The 16,599-nt window shown below is 62.5% G+C and carries 19 protein-coding genes and 1 pseudogene; 6 read left to right on the top strand and 14 right to left on the bottom strand.

The annotated features are described in order from the left end of the window. Positions 1–49: 49 nt before the first annotated feature. Positions 50–1,432, top strand: coding sequence for a UDP-N-acetylmuramate:L-alanyl-gamma-D-glutamyl-meso-diaminopimelate ligase (gene mpl, locus G520_RS0110015; protein ID WP_028535541.1), 1,383 nt, complete (start codon positions 50–52; stop codon positions 1,430–1,432). Positions 1,433–1,445: 13 nt separating this feature from the next. On the opposite strand, the gene G520_RS0110010 is transcribed toward mpl, so the two are convergent. The 6 genes from G520_RS0110010 to G520_RS0109985 form a co-directional block, all read right to left on the bottom strand. Continuing rightward, entirely contained in the window at positions 1,446–1,958 is a 513-nt protein-coding gene (locus G520_RS0110010) for a hypothetical protein (protein ID WP_028535540.1), read from the bottom strand. Between the two features lie 34 nt (positions 1,959–1,992). Beyond that, positions 1,993–2,850 carry a phosphoserine phosphatase SerB gene (gene serB / locus G520_RS0110005; RefSeq protein WP_036665981.1) on the bottom strand — a complete coding sequence of 286 codons (858 nt, stop codon included), beginning with the start codon at positions 2,848–2,850 and terminating at the stop codon, positions 1,993–1,995. A gap of 88 nt (positions 2,851–2,938) precedes the next feature. After that, on the bottom strand, positions 2,939–3,568 hold the full coding sequence (gene queE, locus G520_RS0110000) for a 7-carboxy-7-deazaguanine synthase (RefSeq protein ID WP_028535538.1): 630 nt from the start codon (positions 3,566–3,568) through the stop codon (positions 2,939–2,941). 2 nt (positions 3,569–3,570) lie between these two features. After that, complete coding sequence (locus G520_RS25810) at positions 3,571–4,581, bottom strand: 6-pyruvoyl trahydropterin synthase family protein (protein WP_028535537.1); 1,011 nt, start codon at positions 4,579–4,581, stop codon at positions 3,571–3,573. Positions 4,582–4,583: 2 nt separating this feature from the next. After that, on the bottom strand, positions 4,584–5,273 hold the full coding sequence (gene queC / locus G520_RS0109990) for a 7-cyano-7-deazaguanine synthase QueC (RefSeq protein WP_028535536.1): 690 nt from the start codon (positions 5,271–5,273) through the stop codon (positions 4,584–4,586). A 136-nt stretch (positions 5,274–5,409) separates the two neighbouring features. Beyond that, positions 5,410–6,006: a TetR/AcrR family transcriptional regulator gene (locus G520_RS0109985; RefSeq protein ID WP_028535535.1), complete on the bottom strand. Its 597-nt coding sequence runs from the start codon at positions 6,004–6,006 to the stop codon at positions 5,410–5,412. A 154-nt stretch (positions 6,007–6,160) separates the two neighbouring features. Here G520_RS0109985 and G520_RS0109980 point away from each other — a divergent pair, with 154 nt between their 5' ends. Further along, positions 6,161–7,681, top strand: coding sequence for a fumarate hydratase (locus G520_RS0109980; RefSeq protein ID WP_028535534.1), 1,521 nt, complete (start codon positions 6,161–6,163; stop codon positions 7,679–7,681). Between the two features lie 104 nt (positions 7,682–7,785). Then, positions 7,786–8,328: a cytochrome b gene (locus tag G520_RS0109975; protein ID WP_028535533.1), complete on the top strand. Its 543-nt coding sequence runs from the start codon at positions 7,786–7,788 to the stop codon at positions 8,326–8,328. Between the two features lie 31 nt (positions 8,329–8,359). Here G520_RS0109975 and tadA read toward each other — a convergent pair whose 3' ends face one another. Genes tadA through G520_RS0109960 form a run of 3 tightly spaced genes read right to left on the bottom strand, consistent with a single transcriptional unit; the run spans position 8,360 to position 10,698 of the window. After that, positions 8,360–9,082: a tRNA adenosine(34) deaminase TadA gene (gene tadA / locus G520_RS0109970; RefSeq protein ID WP_028535532.1), complete on the bottom strand. Its 723-nt coding sequence runs from the start codon at positions 9,080–9,082 to the stop codon at positions 8,360–8,362. A 36-nt stretch (positions 9,083–9,118) separates the two neighbouring features. Then, positions 9,119–10,090, bottom strand: a complete 972-nt coding sequence (locus G520_RS0109965) for a GGDEF domain-containing protein (protein ID WP_028535531.1) — start codon at positions 10,088–10,090, stop codon at positions 9,119–9,121. After that, positions 10,087–10,698, bottom strand: a complete 612-nt coding sequence (locus G520_RS0109960) for a chemotaxis protein CheC (RefSeq protein WP_028535530.1) — start codon at positions 10,696–10,698, stop codon at positions 10,087–10,089. The genes G520_RS0109965 and G520_RS0109960 overlap by 4 nt, the downstream gene beginning before the upstream one ends. Positions 10,699–10,894: 196 nt before the next feature. On the opposite strand from G520_RS0109960, the gene G520_RS0109955 reads away from it, so the two are divergent. Next, entirely contained in the window at positions 10,895–11,665 is a 771-nt protein-coding gene (locus G520_RS0109955) for a CDP-diacylglycerol diphosphatase (RefSeq protein WP_036665980.1), read from the top strand. A gap of 105 nt (positions 11,666–11,770) precedes the next feature. Here the strand turns inward: G520_RS0109955 and G520_RS22355 are convergent, their stop codons facing one another. The 4 genes from G520_RS22355 to G520_RS0109935 all read right to left on the bottom strand — a co-directional run bounded on the left by G520_RS22355 (position 11,771) and on the right by G520_RS0109935 (position 15,328). Continuing rightward, a complete protein-coding gene (locus G520_RS22355) occupies positions 11,771–12,214 on the bottom strand; it encodes a hypothetical protein (RefSeq protein WP_036665979.1) in 444 nt (147 codons plus the stop codon). A gap of 624 nt (positions 12,215–12,838) precedes the next feature. Then, positions 12,839–13,723, bottom strand: a complete 885-nt coding sequence (locus G520_RS24900) for an AbiJ-related protein (RefSeq protein WP_051229307.1) — start codon at positions 13,721–13,723, stop codon at positions 12,839–12,841. Next, positions 13,711–14,739 carry a nucleotidyl transferase AbiEii/AbiGii toxin family protein gene (locus G520_RS0109940; RefSeq protein ID WP_028535527.1) on the bottom strand — a complete coding sequence of 343 codons (1,029 nt, stop codon included), beginning with the start codon at positions 14,737–14,739 and terminating at the stop codon, positions 13,711–13,713. Before G520_RS0109940 ends, G520_RS24900 begins: the two co-directional genes overlap by 13 nt. Then, a complete protein-coding gene (locus G520_RS0109935; RefSeq protein WP_028535526.1) occupies positions 14,732–15,328 on the bottom strand; it encodes a DUF6088 family protein in 597 nt (198 codons plus the stop codon). The genes G520_RS0109940 and G520_RS0109935 overlap by 8 nt, the downstream gene beginning before the upstream one ends. A 195-nt stretch (positions 15,329–15,523) precedes the next feature. On the opposite strand from G520_RS0109935, the gene G520_RS24390 reads away from it, so the two are divergent. Continuing rightward, a complete protein-coding gene (locus tag G520_RS24390) occupies positions 15,524–15,946 on the top strand; it encodes a helix-turn-helix transcriptional regulator (RefSeq protein ID WP_084637565.1) in 423 nt (140 codons plus the stop codon). Here G520_RS24390 and G520_RS0109930 read toward each other — a convergent pair. Continuing rightward, a pseudogene (locus G520_RS0109930) lies at positions 15,909–16,256 on the bottom strand (transposase); the annotation flags it as partial. The gene G520_RS24390 and the pseudogene G520_RS0109930 overlap by 38 nt on opposite strands. An 81-nt stretch (positions 16,257–16,337) precedes the next feature. Here G520_RS0109930 and G520_RS22345 point away from each other — a divergent pair. Then, on the top strand, positions 16,338–16,599 hold a 262-nt coding region (locus tag G520_RS22345; RefSeq protein ID WP_036665994.1), incomplete at its 3' end, for a transposase.

Genomic DNA, 16,599 nt, shown 5'->3' with positions numbered 1-16,599 from the left:
ATCGCGCGTAAGCTACGCCGTTTGACGCCTGCTGATTGATTCGAACCTTATGCATATCCATATCCTTGGCATTTGTGGCACCTTCATGGGGGGGATCGCCGCCATCGCCCGCCAGGCCGGCCATACCGTAACCGGCTGCGACGCCAACGTGTATCCCCCGATGAGCACGCAACTGCAGGAGATGGGGATAGAACTGATGCAGGGCTACGGTCGCGAGCAGGCCGACATCGGCGCCGATGTCTTTGTCATCGGCAACGTGGTCCGGCGCGGCACGCCGCTGATGGAAGAAATCCTCGACCGCGGCCTGCCCTACCGTTCCGGACCGCAATGGCTGGCCGAAAACGTGCTCGCATCCTGCTGGGTGCTGGCGGTGGCCGGTACCCACGGCAAGACGACGACCAGCTCGATGCTTGCCTGGATACTGGAAGACGCCGGCCTCGCACCGGGCTTTCTCATCGGGGGCATTCCGCAGAATTTCGGCGTGTCGGCGCGGCTGCCTGGAACGCCGGCGCAGGACCCGGCCAGCCGCAGTCCGTTTTTCGTGATCGAAGCCGACGAGTACGACACCGCCTTTTTCGACAAGCGCTCCAAGTTCGTCCACTACCACCCGCGCACGGCGATACTGAATAACCTCGAGTATGACCACGCCGATATTTTCGACGATCTGCGCGCGATCGAAACGCAGTTTCACCATCTGGTGCGCACCGTGCCCGGCAATGGGCGCCTGATCGTCAATGGCCGCGAGCCCAGTCTGGCCCGCGTTCTCGAGCGAGGGTGCTGGACACCGTGCGAGAGCTTCGGCGTCGAGGCGGGTTGGCAAGTGGGGCAGGTCGCGGATGACGGCGGGTTTGAGGTTCTGCTGGCCGACACCGTTCAAGGCGTCGTGCAGTGGGCTTTGTCGGGCGAGCATAACCGGATGAACGCGCTGGCCGCGATCGCGGCGGCGCGTCATGTCGGGGTTCCGGCCGCTGCCTCCATCGCGGCGCTGTCGCGCTTCGCGAACGTCAAGCGGCGGATGGAAGTGCGCGGCACGGTGGCCGGCATTACCGTCTACGATGATTTTGCCCATCACCCGACGGCGATCGCCACGACGGTAGCCGGGCTCAGACAGCGGGTCGGCACCGCACGGATTCTGGCGGTGCTGGAGCCGCGCTCCAATACCATGAAGCTGGGCACCATGAAGGACGCCTTGTCCGGATCGCTGATCGATGCCGACCGTGTGTTCTGTTCTGCGGTCGGGCTGGAGTGGGACCCGTCGCAGGCTTTGCTGCCCTTGGGAGACCGTGCGTCAACCTTCCGCGACTTCGATGCGCTGGTCGATGCGATCGTCGCGGAGGCTCGCCCCGGAGATCAGATTCTGGTGATGAGCAACGGGGGGTTCAACGGCATCCATGAAACCCTGCTTGCACGGCTGGCGGCCGCGCGCGCCTGACCTGAGGGAGGGGTCAGCGCCCGAGTATCGCGCGGCGGTGACGGCGGAACACCCATTTTTCCCATAGCGGGCGGGTGATTTCGTCGAAGGCGCGGCTGATGTCGGCTCGAATGTGGTAGCCCTCGCTGCCGACGGCGCGGCAATCGACGATCTGGCCCGCGATAAAGACGATCAGGGACGAATCCGCGTTCGGGTAGAGCGTCATCAGTACGCTCTCGCCCGGCGCTTGCGCCTGATCCTGCTGCCAGGCGAGCTGTTCGAGTCCGAGTCGGCATGGTTGCAGCGGAGGGCGCTCCGGGTGGCGGTCGAGTAGTGAAACCTCGAGCGCGAGATCGAGTTTGGCCTCGAGGCGTAGCAACAGAGGGTCCGGATTTTCCGTGGTTTCCACCGGCGCGGCCAGAACCCGCAACGCGAGGCGCGTTTCGCGGCGCAGCGATTGCGGACAGACGCCTCCTGGCAGCAGTTGCGCGCCGAAAGGCAGATTGGCGTCGAAACTGACGGTATCGAGTTCGGGAAGTTGCGGCATGCTGTCCTCGGTCCAGCCTGACGGCTGATTGCAGTTATGCATCGGCAAATAGTCGCACAATGCCATCCAGCCCGCTGAAGTTCAGCGCGACATCGGCCTGGCTTCTGACCACCGGTTTGGCGCGGAATGCCACGCCCATGCCCGCTTCCGCGAGCATTTTCAGATCATTCGCCCCATCCCCCACCGCCAGTACCTGCTGTGGCTCGAGATCGAGCTCGCTGCGGTAGCGCAGCAGGAGCCCGCGCTTGGCCTCGGCGTCGACGATCGCACCGTCGATGCGGCCGGTCAGGTGTCCATCGCAAATTTCGAAGCGGTTGGCGCAGGTGTAATCGAGGCCCAGGCGGTGTTGCAGTTTATCGGTAAAATAGGTGAAGCCACCGGAAACCAGCAAGAAGCGAACCCCATGCCGATGGCAGGCGGCAATGAGTTCTTCCGCCCCATCGGTCAGGCGCAACCGTTCACGATACACCGTTTCCAGCGCGCTTTCCGGCAGACCGGCAAGCAGTGCCACGCGCTCGGTCAGCGAAGCGGAAAAGTCGAGTTCGCCGCGCATCGATCGTTCTGTGATGGCGGCGACTTTGTCTTTGATCCCCTGCATGTCGGCGATTTCGTCTATGCATTCGATGGTGATCAGAGTGGAGTCCATGTCCGACACGATCAGGCCAAGATCGGCAAAACGCATGCCGGTCGGCACGAAGGCGGCATCCCATCCCCATTGCTCGCACTGGGCGGCGACGGCCGGGCGGGTAGCGGGATCGGCGCGATCGAAGCGTGCCGTGCCGGCGCTCGTCAAACGCGGTGCAGCCGCGTGGGCGAGGCGGGCGACAAGGTCGAGTCGTTCGGGGTCGAATGCCGGGGCGATTACGACCAGGGTGCAGGCAGGCTGGTTCATCGGAATAATCGGGGTCGTCGGTTCCGGCTTGGCCGGAGCGGGTTGTGGGCGATACCCCGATTATGCCATGCCGCAGGCGCGAGCGGCGTCAGCGGATCCGGGTGATTTTATGCGTCTGCAGGGATAGCATCCATTGCGGGTGTGCGAGACAGTAAGCGATCGCGGCCTGGGTGTTCGCGTGTGCGTCGGGGCCGTCCATTGCTTGCAGGTAGCGGTAGCTGAAGTCCAGATCGGCCACGGCCTCGGGCATGAGCCCGGCCTGGGGGTACACCAGTTTGAGCTCGTCGCCGTGCCGTTGTCGCAGCTCCGCCCCCGCCTTCGGGCTCACGCAGATCCAGTCCAGCCCGTCGGGCGCCGCAAGCGTGCCATTGGTTTCGACGGCAATTTCGAATCCATGACGATGCAAGGCTTCTATCAGTGCGGTGTCGAGCTGCAGCAGAGGCTCGCCGCCGGTGCAGACGACAAAGCGCCGACCGCCGTCAACCGCCGGCCAGGCATCGGCCAGGCGTTGCGCAAGAGCATCGGCGCTGGCGAATTTGCCGCCATCGGGGCCGACACCGATAAAATCGGTATCGCAAAAGCGGCAGACGGCATCGGCGCGCTGTCTTTCCAGACCACTCCACAAATTACATCCCGAGAAGCGGCAGAATACCGCCGGGCGCCCCGCATGCCGTCCTTCGCCTTGCAGGGTGTAGAAGATTTCCTTGACGGTGTACATGCCTACTCCAGAAGCAGCGGCCAGCGCATATCGTCGGCGAACGGCAGGGAGATGCCGCAGCCGGGGTTTTCCATCAGATCGATGCGCGCGAGCTCTGGCACCAGCGGCGCCAGATGGGCATGTGTCCATTCCGCCACCGAGGCGAGCGAGCCATTGCGTATGCCACTGAGTTTGTCTAGCGGATTGTGGTCGAGTTGCCGGTAAATCGGGTGAAAGCGGTCCTTGACGTCGCCGAAGTCGATCAACCAACCCATGGTCTGGTCCAGGCTGCCGGCCAGCATCAGGCGAATCAGATAGCTGTGGCCGGTGTAGTTGCCTTCGTCGTCGAAGGGAACGGCGCTTTCGAAGCGCTGTTCTTTCCAGATGCGGAAACGCACGCCGTCGAACTGGCTGCCGGCGCTGTGCGTCTCGCGCACTTCGACCCATTTCAGCCCGGGCAGCGTGAGCGACAGCCGCTGATAAAGCCACTGTGCCATGACTTCGCTGGTCGGATTGCCGAGCCCGGGCAGGTCGTTCAGATAGTGGTGATTGAGTTGCTCGTACAGGGGCTGCCACGCCTGTTCCAGGTCCTGGAGGCGTGTGCGGGCAGCATCGGTGACCAGACGGACGCCGAAGCCATGTCCATGCAGGCGGCCGCATTTATGGCCGGGGGGAACATGGGGCAGCTGGTGTGCCGCTTCGAAGCCGGTATTCAGGTAACGCATGGCATCGCCGTTTTCGACCAGGACGCCGCAAGCGGGGGCGCTGGCGAGCGCCAGCGCGACCGGGCAGGAAATACTGTCGACCAGGTAGCGGGCGATGCCGAGGTCGTCGGCATCGGCGAGTGCATCGTTGATCAGGGTGTAATCGAGCGGCGCGGCGGCGGCCTGCAACTCGGCGCGCAGCGTGTCACTGTCGGTATGCGAGCTGTCCGCGCGGGCGAGGGCGCGGAAGCTATGGCCATGGGGCGGCGCGCCATCGAGATGGCGTGCCGATTCGAAACGGGTTCCGGCCAGCAGCAGAGGTGCGTACATGATCAGTTCCGCCCGAAGCGTTCGACCAGCGGGTCGGCCACTCCGGCCTCGGCGAAGCCCTGGGCGCGCAGCAGGCAGGATGCGCAATGGCCGCAGGGGGGCTGTTCGCCGTTATAGCAGGTATGGCTCCAGGCCAGCGCTTCCATTGCCCCGCATTGCTGCGCGAGATGGACGGTTTCGGCCTTGGTCATATACATCAGCGGCGCGTGCAGCTCGATGCGCGAGTCCATCCCGAGGCGCAAGGCGAGTTCGAGCGCCTTGAGCGTATTCTCGCGGCAGTCGGGGTAGCCCGAATAGTCGGTCTGCGCCACGCCGGTGACCAGGTGGCGGCAGCCGCGGGTGTAAGCGAGGGCGGCGGCGAAAGTCAGAAATACAAGATTGCGGCCGGGAACGAAGGTATTGGGCAAGGCGTCGGGCGCGGCCTTTTCCGTCTCGGGCACGATGGCGTCGTCGGTCAGCGCATTGCCACCGATGGCCGCGAACGTGTCGATGGGGAGAACCGTCTGCGGGACGCCGGCCATGGCGGCGATATGGCGTGCCGATTCCAGTTCGACGCGATGGCGCTGGCCATAGTCGAAGGTGACGGCGCTGACGTTGCCGTGGCCGAAGCGTTCGATCGCCCAGTACAGACAGGTGGTCGAATCCTGCCCGCCCGAAAGGACGACCAGCGCTTTTTGTTGCGGGTTTGTCATGGTATGTTCCATCGATAAACAGTCGAGGTGTGGGCGGGCACGCGGGATCGATATCACCCGGCGCCAGTATGCAACCCTCTAGTTTATCAGCCGCAGGCCGGGACGGCCAGTTCGGCGCCATGGGCGCCGGAGGGATTCAGAGGGTATCGTCCCGGGAGAGCAGGGCGTCGGTCTGGGCGAGGACGATTTCGAGCACGTGCGCCGATTGCTGGACCCGGCTCAGCTGCGAGCTGCCCAGCCATAGCCCGTACAGCATCTGCGCGAAAGGTTCGGCCGATAACATGCACGGCAGCGAGCCCTCCATCTGGCCGCGGCGCACAGTGTCGGAAAGTCGACGGATGATCTGGTTCATGCCTTCTGACAGGGCCTTGAGCATGGCTTCCGACAGCTTGCCGGCTTCGCCCGACAGTTTGACATCCAGGCTTTCCTTGCCCCCCGCATAGACGTCGTACCAGGCGTGGAAGTAGGCGAGCAGCCGTTCGCGCATCGTGCCCTGACCGCGGGTCAGCGTGCTTTCCTGCCACAGGTCGTAGGCCAGGAAATAGCGTTGCAGCAGCGCGACACCGAATGCGTCCCAGGAGGCGAAGTCGCGCAGGAAAGCCTCGGGGCGAACGCCGATGCGATTGAGGAAGGCGGCCTGATCGAGGGCGGAGAAGCCTTGCGCGAGAACGGCGGCTTCGCCGACGGCCAACAGGCGCTCCCGACTGTTGGGGGCGGAAGAAGCGGGTGACATAGTATTCAATTTACTCGACTGCGATATGATTTTCAATGCAATGCACAATTTTGGTGCAAAACGGAACGGCAAGCGGATGACGTTGTGATACACTGAAGAGGACCGCCCGGACACAGGGCGGGACCATCGTGTTCAACTCGTTGCGGGATCTGCCATGACCACCATCCGCCAGGACGATTTCATCCAGAGCATTGCCGACGCATTTCAGTATATCAGCTATTATCACCCGGTCGATTTCATCAAGGCGCTGGGCGCTGCCTACGAACAGGAACAAAGCCCGGCCGCGCGCGACGCGATGGCCCAGATCCTGATCAATAGCCGCATGTCGGCCGAAGGCCGCCGTCCGATCTGCCAGGACACCGGCATTGCCGTGGTTTTCCTCAAGATAGGCATGAATCTGCGCTGGGATGCCCGTCTCAGCGTGCAAGAGATGGTTGACGAAGGGGTGCGCCGCGCCTACACCCATCCCGATAATACCTTGCGTGCATCCGTGCTGCTCGACCCTGCTGGGGCGCGCCGCAATTCGCGCGACAATACCCCGGCCGTCGTTCATTACGAGATGGTTGCCGGCGACGGTCTGGAGGTGATCTGCGCGGCCAAGGGCGGCGGTTCCGAGAACAAGGCCAAGATGGTCATGCTCAACCCGTCCGACTCCATCGTCGACTGGGTGTTGAAGACGGTGCCGACCATGGGCGCCGGCTGGTGTCCGCCCGGCATTCTCGGTCTCGGCATCGGCGGCACGCCGGAGAAGGCCATGCTGCTGGCCAAGGAGTCGCTGATGGCTCCGCTCGACATCCACCTGTTGCAGGCGCGCGCCGCGCGCGGCGAAAAGCTGGGCCGGGTCGAAGAGCTGCGGCTGGAACTGCTGGCCAAGGTCAATGCTCTCGGCATCGGCGCACAGGGCCTCGGTGGGCTGACCACGGTGCTTGACGTCAAGATTCTCGATTATCCGACGCATGCGGCATCGTTGCCGGTCGCCATGATCCCGAACTGCGCGGCGACCCGGCATGTCCACTTCCACCTCGATGGCAGCGGTCCGGTCGAGCTGGCGCCGCCGTCGCTGTCCGACTGGCCGCAGATCGACTACGACACGTCGGCGGGGCGGCGCGTGGATCTCAATAGCGTGACGCGCGAAGAAGTCGCGTCGTGGAAGCCGGGCGAAGTCCTGTTGCTGAACGGGAAACTGCTGACCGGGCGCGATGCGGCTCACCAGCGCCTGATCGGCATGCTCAATCGCGGCGAGTCGCTGCCTGTCGACTTTAATAACCGCTTTATCTATTACGTCGGACCGGTCGATCCGGTGCGCGACGAAGTGGTCGGTCCGGCCGGCCCGACCACGGCGACGCGCATGGACAAGTTCACGCGCCAGATGCTCGAGCAGACCGGCTTGCTGGGCATGGTCGGCAAGGCCGAACGCGGGCAGCTGGCAATCGACGCGATCCGCGATAACCGTGCGGTCTATCTGATGGCCGTCGGCGGCGCCGCCTATCTGGTGTCCAAGGCGATCAAGGCTTCGCGCGTCCTGGCGTTCGAGGACCTGGGCATGGAGGCGATCTACGAGTTCGATGTGTGCGACATGCCGGTGACGGTCGCGGTCGATTCCTGTGGTCAGGCGGTGCATCAGAGCGGGCCGGCCGAATGGCGGGTGAAAATCGCACAGATCGCACTGGACTGAAAACTGGCGTCCGGTGGCGGCGCGCCGGTGCCGCCACCGTTAATATTCAGTTAAGCTGGAGTGACTACCATGAACGGAATAACCCTATTCTGAAGGATGTTTCTATGTCCCGTTCCAGTTACCATCCCTTGTCCATCGTCCTGCACTGGCTGATGTTCCTGCTTTTCGCCGCCGCCCTGTTGTTCATCGAACTGCGCGGGACGATCCCGCGCGAAACCGGGCAGGCATTGCGCGACCAATTGCGCAACTGGCACATCAGTGTCGGGATTCTGGTTCTGCTGGCTGCCGTGATCCGCCTGGGCGTGCGCTGGCGCGTCGGCGTCCCCGCCGCGATCGTCAGCTCGCCGCTGCAGGACAAGGCGGCCGCGCTCGTGCATCTGGCCTTGTATCTGGTGATGTTCCTGCTGCCGGTCACCGGGATAGTGTTCAGCCAGGCGGGAGGGCGCGATGTCGCCTTGTTCGGCTGGACCCTGCCTGTGCTGGTCGGACATGACCCGTCACTGCGCGGAGCGGTGAAAGCCGTGCATGAGTTGCTGGGCAATGCCGTGTATTTTCTGGTCGGCTTGCACGTCGTCGGCGCCCTCTGGCATCACCTTGTCGTCAAGGACGATACGCTGCGCCGCATGCTCCCGCATCACAAATCCTGATCCCGTTCCGGGGCGCGATGCCGCGCCCCGTTCAGTTCTTGTCTCTGCGCTGACGGAAAAAGCCGGACAACAGTCCGGCGCAGGCTTGCGCCTCGACATCGCCGAACAGCGCGGTCTGATGGTTCAAGCGACTATCGGCGAACAGGTCTATCACGCTGCCGGCCGCGCCGGCCTTGGCATCGCGCGCGCCGAATACGACCCGGTCGAGACGGGATTGCAGGATGGCGCCCGCGCACATGGGGCAGGGTTCCAGCGTGACATAGAGGTCGCAGCCGGCGAGACGATAATTGCCTGTGCGTGCCGCCGCATCGCGCAAGGCCAGCATCTCGGCGTGAGCCGATGGGTCGCAGCGCGCGATCGGGCGGTTGTAGCCGCGGCCGACGATTTCGCCCGCGCGCACCACGACGGCCCCGACAGGCACCTCGCCCTTGCTGGCGGCCTGGGCGGCCAGCTCCAGCGCGGCCTGCATGAAGCGGTGGCTCTCGCCGGTGTCGGGAGGCAGGCGCACGGGGGGATGCTGCATGAGCGCCGCGCGCAGGCGCGCGCGATCCGCGTCGGTCAGCATGGACCAGTGCACGCCGCGTGCGGCAGCCTCCAGCGCGAACAGCAGGCGTTCGGTGGCGGTATGGCCGGCGGCCTTGAGCCGCAAGAACGTCGCCACCACGCCGGCGGCGAGCAATTGTTCGCGCTCGGCGATGCCGAGTTCGGCCAGCCAGGCGAGCGCCTTCGGGGGCAGGGGGGGGGAAGTCAGCATGGCCCGATCATACTGCCGCCGCTCGCATCGGGGCGCTCACGGCAAGCGACGGAATCCGTCCGGACTCAGTTGCACCGGGGCCAGCGCATGGCGTGCGCGGCCCGAGGCCTGGGCGCGCCGCAGGGCGGCATCGGCCCGTTTGCGCAGGCGGTCTGCCGTTTCCTTGCCGTCGACGCTGGTGGCGGCACCGATGCTGACCGTGATATGGGGGCCAACCGCCGAGCGGGGATGCGGCAAGGCCAACTGCGCTACGGCGGCCAGCGCACGCTCGGCCACCTTGACGGCGCCGGCTTCGATCGTCGACGGCAAAATGGCGGCGAAAGCGCCGGCGTTGAAACAGGTCAGCAGATCGCCCGGCCGTTTCACGATGCCGGTGAGCACGCGTGCCAGCCGGACCTGGCACTGGTCAGCCGCCAGCGAACCCATTTCTTCGCGGTAGGCCTCGAAGTTATCGATGTCTATGATCAGCACGGCCAGCGGCTGCAATGAGCGTTGCGCACGCTGGCATTCGATTTCGAGGCGTTCTTCGAACCCCTTGCGGTTGCAAAGTCCGGTCAGCGCGTCAAGGCGGGAGAACCTGGCCAGCTCGACCGCTTGTCGGCGCCAGTCCTCGTCGTGCACGACCTGGTCGGTGACATCGTTGATCTGCAGCAGTGCGAAACGTTCGCCTTGCTGCGATGTCAGCGCGACGATGCGTACCGTCTGCTGCATCGGTCGACTGCTCCCCTGCGCCGTGTTCAGGTCGAAGGGGGCGCCGTGCAGAGCTTGCGAAATCAGCGCCGCATGGCCGTTGTCGAGCGCCGCATCGAGCGCGAGTCCGACCCGTCCCGGTGCCAGAGCCGGAAACAGCCTGGCGAAGCGCTGGCCGACGACCTGCTCGCGGGCGAGGCCGGAGGCGTTTTCCAGCCAGCGGTTCCAGTGGCGGACATGGCGTTCGGCATCGACGATCATCAGCCCCAGCGGCAGGGTATCGAATACCTCGGGAAAAATCGGTAGGCTGGACGTCATGACGCGGCTCCTGGCGGCGCGAAGCGTTCGAGCTGTTGCCGCAGGCGCAGGCAGGACGGCGCATCCAGCAATAGCAGGACATCGCTTTCGACGCGATGGAATTTCAGATTGCAGCTCAGATGCAGGCTGAGCGCCTCGTCGTCGGAATCGCCGCTTTCCTGCAGATTGGCCGCGTTGCCCTGGTAGAGGGTGGGCAGGGCGCTCGGACTGGGCAGGTCGAGCTTGTCGCTCAGCGCCGCGAGCAAGGCGCCGAGGATGACGTTGCCGACTTCAAGCAGTGCCTCCTGCTCCAGCGCACTCAAGGTATTGGGCTGCAGGCGGCGGCCGAGCAGCAGCTGGACCAGCCCCAGCCCCTGATCCCGGGGCAGGACGAAGACGGCGTTTCCGCCCAGCTCGCCGCCGAGCTCCTGCATCACCCCATACACGAGTCCTGCGTCGCGGCGGACGAGCGCGGCGACCGCCGCGGCACGCGGCTGCAGGCGCACGTCAGACAGGGACAGCTCGATCGGTTCGCGCCGCATCGCGCTCAATGCCGTCTTCGCATCACGGCAACCGCCGTTCAGCAACTCGAGCAGGGCAGCGTGCTGCAGTGCCGACAAATCATTCATTCGAAGGTTTCTCCAACGGATTGGGTCTCTTGCCTCGTCGGCGACGGAAGGCAGCCTCCATGTTAGATCAGAATGCCCGCCGCGGGCAGTGCCGTCTTGCGCCGCCGCGCGAGCGTTCATTTTGCCACGTCGCCTTCCCGCCGTCCCCTGCCATGGGCGATACTGGCGCGGTTGCCACGATCGACGGGGGAGGATAATGCGCAAATCATGGTTCATGATCGGGCTGGCGCTGGCCGGCGCCTTTATTTCGGCTCGCATCGCCGCCGACCCGAATGCGTTGTGGCGCATCGTTCACGAACAATGCGTACCCAACCAGCTGAAGGGCGGCGTGCCCGCACCATGCGCCGAGGTCGTGTCCGCGCAGGACGAAGGCGGCGGGTATGCGATTCTCAAGGATCGTACGGGCGAACTGCAGTATCTGCTGATTCCCACCGCTCGCCTGAGCGGTATCGAGAGCCCGGCCCTGCTCGGTGCCGATGCGCCCGGCTACTGGGCGGCTGCCTGGGAGGCTCGCCGCTTCATGGCGGCCCGATATGGACGGCCGATACCGCGCGAGGCCGTCTCGCTGGCGATCAACTCGGTTTCAGGCCGCACGCAGGAGCAGTTGCATATCCATGTTTCCTGCGTCAAGGCAGAAGTCAGGCGGCGTCTCGCCGAGGTGCAGGACCGCCTGGATTCGCGCTGGCAGCCTTTTCCCGGCAAGCTGCTCGGCCACGGCTATCTGGCGCGCCGCATCGATGCCGGCCCGCATGATGCGGCCATGCCCAATCCGTTCCGCCTGCTTGCCGACGGGATTGCATCCGCGCGGGACGAGATGGGGCGCTACACCCTGGCCATGCTCGCGACGACCTTTGCCGACGGCCGCCAGGGCTTCGTGCTGCTGGCCGACCGCGCCGATCCGGCAAGCGGCGATCGCGCATCCGCCGAAGAATTGCAGGACCACGATTGCGCCGTGTTGCACCCGTGAAGCAGGGCGGGGCGCATGCGGGCGTTACGGAAGGTGGGGGGATGGATGATCGGCGGGAGCCGCCGCGCGACAGGGCGTGGCGGCGGCCCGGGTTTGCCGGTCTGCTCAGTTTTTGAGTGGAATCTCGCCGCTGCAGCTCCCTACCGCGGCTTGCAGATGCACGATATCGCCGAGGCCGGGCGGGTTGCCACCGACGACATCGGCATTGATGATTACCGTGCCATTGGTGTAGTTGTAGATTTTGACGCCGGCAACCTCTTTCACGGCGTTCACGTAGTTCACCCCGGTCAGGATGATATTCCACTGCGGCCTGCCTTTGTATTCGCCTAGTGTGGCGAAGCAGTTCGAGTTGAAGATCGTGCCGTAGGAATAGTTGATCACGGCATTGGTGATGTCCGTGACCAGAGCGTCCCACTTCATGGCGTAGACGACGGTGCTCGTGCGCGCCGCCGGATAGTTGCCGAAGCGCTCGTATGCATCCTGGGCGGCGAGGTAGGGTTCGGTGGTTTCGTTGAAATGCTTGTCCAGAAAATCGAATTCGTTAGGCATGACGCTATCCTTTGCAGGCTGATCCGGTGGCGGGCTGGGGGACACGTCTTCACTTTTCGCCGGCCGTTTTCTTACCCGGGCGAGCAGGTTTGCAAGCAGCAGTAACGTTGTCATCTGCATGGCAGACCCTCATGTGCATGTCTATTACAAGGACGTGGCAAACGGATTGGCGTGAACCTGGCGCGCAAGAAAAACCGGCGGCGCCACGAAGGCGTAGAGGGATGGATCGGGCAGAACAGGGAGGGGTGAAGACGTCAGGCATCCGGCGCCGGGGATGGGAAGCGAGTCTCTTCCCCGGCATACCCTGTCAGCTCACTTGTTGCCACGAAAAGTAAGTGCTTGGCCGTGCCAATTTTTGCCAGACGCAGACATGAAAAAACCCGCACGAATGCGGGTTTCGGGGGGGGCGCTAGTGCGTGCCAGCCACTGCCAGACGCGGAATCACTCCCACTCAATTATCAATGTACCGTAAACAACCAATTGCGGCGCGGCTTTCAAGCCTACCAGCCCAGACGATGCCATAAAAAGTACCATGTTCATTCGTTAGCAAGAGTTAGCGACCAACATTCGGTCATATCAAGCTCGGTCAGCCGCAAATTTCAGTCACTCGTTCCGTTCACTCAATCACGGACCAATGGCCACTGGTGCGCAGTGGGAACCAAGGCCAGCATCCACACGGTTTCGCCCCTGATTTCGTACACCAAGCGATAGCTTTCGTGCGGCACCAGCTAGCGGGTTCCTTGAATTTTCCCCGGCCGTCCCAACTTCGTATGATCGGCAAGCCTGGCGGCCGGAGGGGATCGGATGCGTGGATTGCTCTCCGACGACAGCGACCTGAAATCCATCGGGCCTTAGAACGGCATTCAAGTGGGTTGCTAGCTCGACCTGCTCATCGCCTCGTCGAACAACCGGGTGAAGCCATTTTTCCAATAACGCGAAAAACTTTGTCTGACTGCACGTCACCGCACCACACCGGATCAGTAGTTCTTCGGTCGAGTAATCCGAGTTACGCACATAGTGCTGAACGATGTCTCTGACGAGAGAGGGAAGAAAGTTAAGGTTGTTGTCGATGCCATCATGCGACAGGTGTTCAGATGAGACGATGTTGAGCCCGTCGAAAAGATCAACGTCGTTAAACAGCGTATCGAGGCAACTCAAGACCTTCAGTGCGTCTCTGCGCGTAATTTCGGTGATGCGGTGCGTCGCATGCACAGTCAGCTCGCTAACGATCTCAGCCAAATTGGGGATGTCGAACTCCTTCAAGAGGGCTGCGGCGATCGTCAGTAATGCACCCCTATCAAGCTGCACGAGCCGGTTCTTAACATAGACTCTTCGGCTGCGGAAAGCCTCGTCAGCATCGCCTGGTTCAACACCATCTTGAATGCCGACCCGCACGCAAACTGCCGGGACGTTGTAGGCCTTCACATTTCCCGCGATTCCTTCAGCGATGCGGTCTCTCAAGGTGTCGAGAGCAGCTTTCGGAGTTGGCGCGCCCATCATTTCGTCCATGGTTTGTCGGGACTGTTTGCCTTTTGTTCGATGACTCGACATCGCTGTAGCAAAGCTTCGAAAGGCTCGGCGTCATCAAGAAACAAGCCGTCATCGACCATGTGCCGATAGTCGGAAGCCAGCGTTGCCAGTGCACCGTCGTCAGGTACAAGTCGTAGGCCGCCAGAAACTGCCGCGTGGTAGTCGATCAGTTCACCGTGCAGAGATTTCTCCGCGAAAAAAATGCTCTTGTGATCGGCAACTGCCTTGCGGAGCGCCATGTCCGCGATGGCTGCATCAACGAATCCGGCAGAATCAAGACGAGCCACGTCATGCCAATGTCGGGCAAAGCGTTCGCCGCCACGGAAAGTACCTTGGGCACAGAAAACATGTATCGCCGTAGCCTTCTCCCAGAAGGTACGCTCGGCGCGCATCACCTGCGGCGTAGCCGTGGGAAAAACGAGCATCGGCAGATATGCAGCCGCATCACACTTGATGAGGCGCGGTTCGCTGGGCTCGCCGGTAGAGCGGGCACCGAACTCCAGCATGACAGCCGGGGCTACGTAGCCTGTACCAGCGGTTAAAGGAACGTAGTCGATAAAAACCTTGTCATCCTCGGAGCGTACCGATGCGGGTAGAGACTGTAGCTCAAGGTCCTGCTTGAACCTCGGCACGATTTCGCTGGCAACCCATTTGGCCAAGCGCGCTCGAATCTCTTTGCTCCACTTCTTTTCCTGGCTCTTGGTAACTGGCAAGGGCGCATCGGCGCTTCCAACCAGATCACCAGCGATCGCACGGATGTCGTAGGTCAAATCAACATCCTCAGAAAACCGGCGGATGACACCATATGCCTTGGACAGAGAGGTGCCACCCTTAAAAACCAGATGATCAGCATGCGGGCCATCAAACAGGTGCCGCAACGACCAGACGACCCAGATATCTTTTTCAAGCAGATGAGGCAGACGGCCGGAGCTACTGGCAGCCGCGTTGAGCGCCTCCAGACGCTCATCAGCGGAGAGCTTGAAAAGCTCAGCCATGCGCCAGCAAAGCGCTAACTTCTTGCGCCATCCAGGTCGGCAGGCGCGCCCGCGCCGATGCGACTTCTTCAAGTTCGGACGGTTGCAGTTTAGCGCGAAGCTTGCTCAGCGCTTCGCCGGCCTTCTCAGGTCCCAACCAAGCAAGCGCCCGCACGACTTCCCCTGCAGGACGGCCGGGAAAGATCAGTTGCCAGATGGGAGCGTGTCGAAACTCGACCGTTTGCGCACCAACCTTCAGATGCCGATTACGCCCGGATGTCAGATAGATGGCCTTCATTGGCACTTGGGTGGTGAGGCCAAGCGCATTGGCTGCGGCAGCCCCATGGAGCACGATCGTTTCCCCTCGCAGGCTAGCCAACCCCTCGACCATTTTGCTGGCGGACGGAGCGTGTGCCCCGAAACGGCTCTCCACGGGCAAGACGTAAATACCTCGCCCAGCCCGCAGCAAGGCACCGCGCTTCACCAGGCGAGAGAGCACCTGATCAACGGCAGCTCTACCGCCCAAATGCAGAAGCTCTTTCGCGACCAAAGGAGTGCCTTCCGGCAACCCGGCCGCGTGTTTCAGCACTTGTTTGGCAATGGTTTGCATGACGAAACGCTCCTATTTGTTAGAATTATGCGAATACTTCTGACACTTGTCAAATTGGCAGGAGGGTAACTTGGCAGTTCCTTGCCCAAGTACGCCCGAACGAGTTGTCGATAAAGCTGTTGATAGCCACCATTACTCCACGTGACCAAATTCGAACGATGGCTCATCAAGCATCGTCCCTTGGGGGAGTAAAAGATGGATAACCAGGATTCAAGGCAGCTCGACCCCATCGACGTTCGCTGCACATTGGCCGAATCACCTCGCGGAGTGGCAGGATACGAAGAATGCCCCCGGCTTGTTGTTGTCCCCCCCCTTCCGTTCCGGCGCACCATCCGCCGAACTGAACTGCACCAATTGGTTCCGCTTGCCGATACAACGATTTACGACATGGAGCGCCGTGGCGAATTTCCGAGACGCTTCAATCTGACACCGCGCTGCGTCGTGTGGGATCTTGCCGAAGTCGAGGCTTGGCTGGCAGCACGCCGCCAAGCCTCGGATGCAGACACGCTGAAACGCGCTACTCCCCCGGATGTACGCCAACGCAGAGCCTGTCCGAATTTTTGTGTAAACGGGGTTTGGGTTACGCCTGTGGAATGCGTTCCTCGAACTGAATGGTAAAGCGAGTCAGCGCTGCCTTCCAATCCCGAATCGGCATGGTCCACTTCTGACTGATGTTCCTCAGCCCCAGATAGAACAGTTTCAGCAACGCCTCATCACTCGGGAACGAGCCCCGATTCTTGGTCAGCTTTCGCAGACTCATATTCACCGACTCGATGGCATTGGTGGTGTAGATCACTTTCCTGATCTCCGGCGGGTAGTCGAAGAATGGCGTTAACCGAGCCCAGTTGCGCCGCCAGGACTGACCAATCGGCAAATACTCATCATCCCACTTGGCCTCAAACTCACCTAGCCGCTGCTCAGCTTCGTCGAGGGCCCCCGGTGTTAGGGTAGTTGTCGTATCTTCAGATCGAATCAACTCATCATCCGGGGGCGGTGAAAGATCCATGTCGTGGCACGTTATTCACCTGAGCGCCGTGAGGCCTTACTCAAGAAGCTGTTACCGCCTTTCAACATGACCGTGGCTGAGCTGGCACGTCAGGAAGGTCTCTCCGAGCAGACTCTGTACAATTGGCGCAAACAGGCCAAAGCCGGAGGAGCCGCAGTGCCAGGAGACAAGAATCGCGCCGAGGATTGGCCCGCTGAAGCCAAGCTGGCGGTCGTTATCGAAACCGCCTCGCTTTCGGAGATCGAGCTGAGCGAGTATTGCCGTA

This window comes from Paludibacterium yongneupense DSM 18731 (assembly GCF_000422925.1).
GTDB lineage: Bacteria > Pseudomonadota > Gammaproteobacteria > Burkholderiales > Chromobacteriaceae > Paludibacterium > Paludibacterium yongneupense.
The sequence above is the reverse complement of the archived record's forward strand: the minus strand, read 5'-3'. Positions and strand labels throughout refer to the sequence as shown.

What these genes read in the sequence shown, in the direction of transcription:
- mpl (WP_028535541.1), top strand. Translation starts at nt 50, where the DNA reads ATGCATATCCATATCCTTGGCATTTGTGGCACCTTCATGGGGGGGATC.
- G520_RS0110010 (WP_028535540.1), bottom strand. Translation starts at nt 1,958, where the DNA reads ATGCCGCAACTTCCCGAACTCGATACCGTCAGTTTCGACGCCAATCTG.
- serB (WP_036665981.1), bottom strand. Translation starts at nt 2,850, where the DNA reads ATGAACCAGCCTGCCTGCACCCTGGTCGTAATCGCCCCGGCATTCGAC.
- queE (WP_028535538.1), bottom strand. Translation starts at nt 3,568, where the DNA reads ATGTACACCGTCAAGGAAATCTTCTACACCCTGCAAGGCGAAGGACGG.
- G520_RS25810 (WP_028535537.1), bottom strand. Translation starts at nt 4,581, where the DNA reads ATGTACGCACCTCTGCTGCTGGCCGGAACCCGTTTCGAATCGGCACGC.
- queC (WP_028535536.1), bottom strand. Translation starts at nt 5,273, where the DNA reads ATGACAAACCCGCAACAAAAAGCGCTGGTCGTCCTTTCGGGCGGGCAG.
- G520_RS0109985 (WP_028535535.1), bottom strand. Translation starts at nt 6,006, where the DNA reads ATGTCACCCGCTTCTTCCGCCCCCAACAGTCGGGAGCGCCTGTTGGCC.
- G520_RS0109980 (WP_028535534.1), top strand. Translation starts at nt 6,161, where the DNA reads ATGACCACCATCCGCCAGGACGATTTCATCCAGAGCATTGCCGACGCA.
- G520_RS0109975 (WP_028535533.1), top strand. Translation starts at nt 7,786, where the DNA reads ATGTCCCGTTCCAGTTACCATCCCTTGTCCATCGTCCTGCACTGGCTG.
- tadA (WP_028535532.1), bottom strand. Translation starts at nt 9,082, where the DNA reads ATGCTGACTTCCCCCCCCCTGCCCCCGAAGGCGCTCGCCTGGCTGGCC.
- G520_RS0109965 (WP_028535531.1), bottom strand. Translation starts at nt 10,090, where the DNA reads ATGACGTCCAGCCTACCGATTTTTCCCGAGGTATTCGATACCCTGCCG.
- G520_RS0109960 (WP_028535530.1), bottom strand. Translation starts at nt 10,698, where the DNA reads ATGAATGATTTGTCGGCACTGCAGCACGCTGCCCTGCTCGAGTTGCTG.
- G520_RS0109955 (WP_036665980.1), top strand. Translation starts at nt 10,895, where the DNA reads ATGCGCAAATCATGGTTCATGATCGGGCTGGCGCTGGCCGGCGCCTTT.
- G520_RS22355 (WP_036665979.1), bottom strand. Translation starts at nt 12,214, where the DNA reads ATGCCTAACGAATTCGATTTTCTGGACAAGCATTTCAACGAAACCACC.
- G520_RS24900 (WP_051229307.1), bottom strand. Translation starts at nt 13,723, where the DNA reads ATGGACGAAATGATGGGCGCGCCAACTCCGAAAGCTGCTCTCGACACC.
- G520_RS0109940 (WP_028535527.1), bottom strand. Translation starts at nt 14,739, where the DNA reads ATGGCTGAGCTTTTCAAGCTCTCCGCTGATGAGCGTCTGGAGGCGCTC.
- G520_RS0109935 (WP_028535526.1), bottom strand. Translation starts at nt 15,328, where the DNA reads ATGCAAACCATTGCCAAACAAGTGCTGAAACACGCGGCCGGGTTGCCG.
- G520_RS24390 (WP_084637565.1), top strand. Translation starts at nt 15,524, where the DNA reads ATGGATAACCAGGATTCAAGGCAGCTCGACCCCATCGACGTTCGCTGC.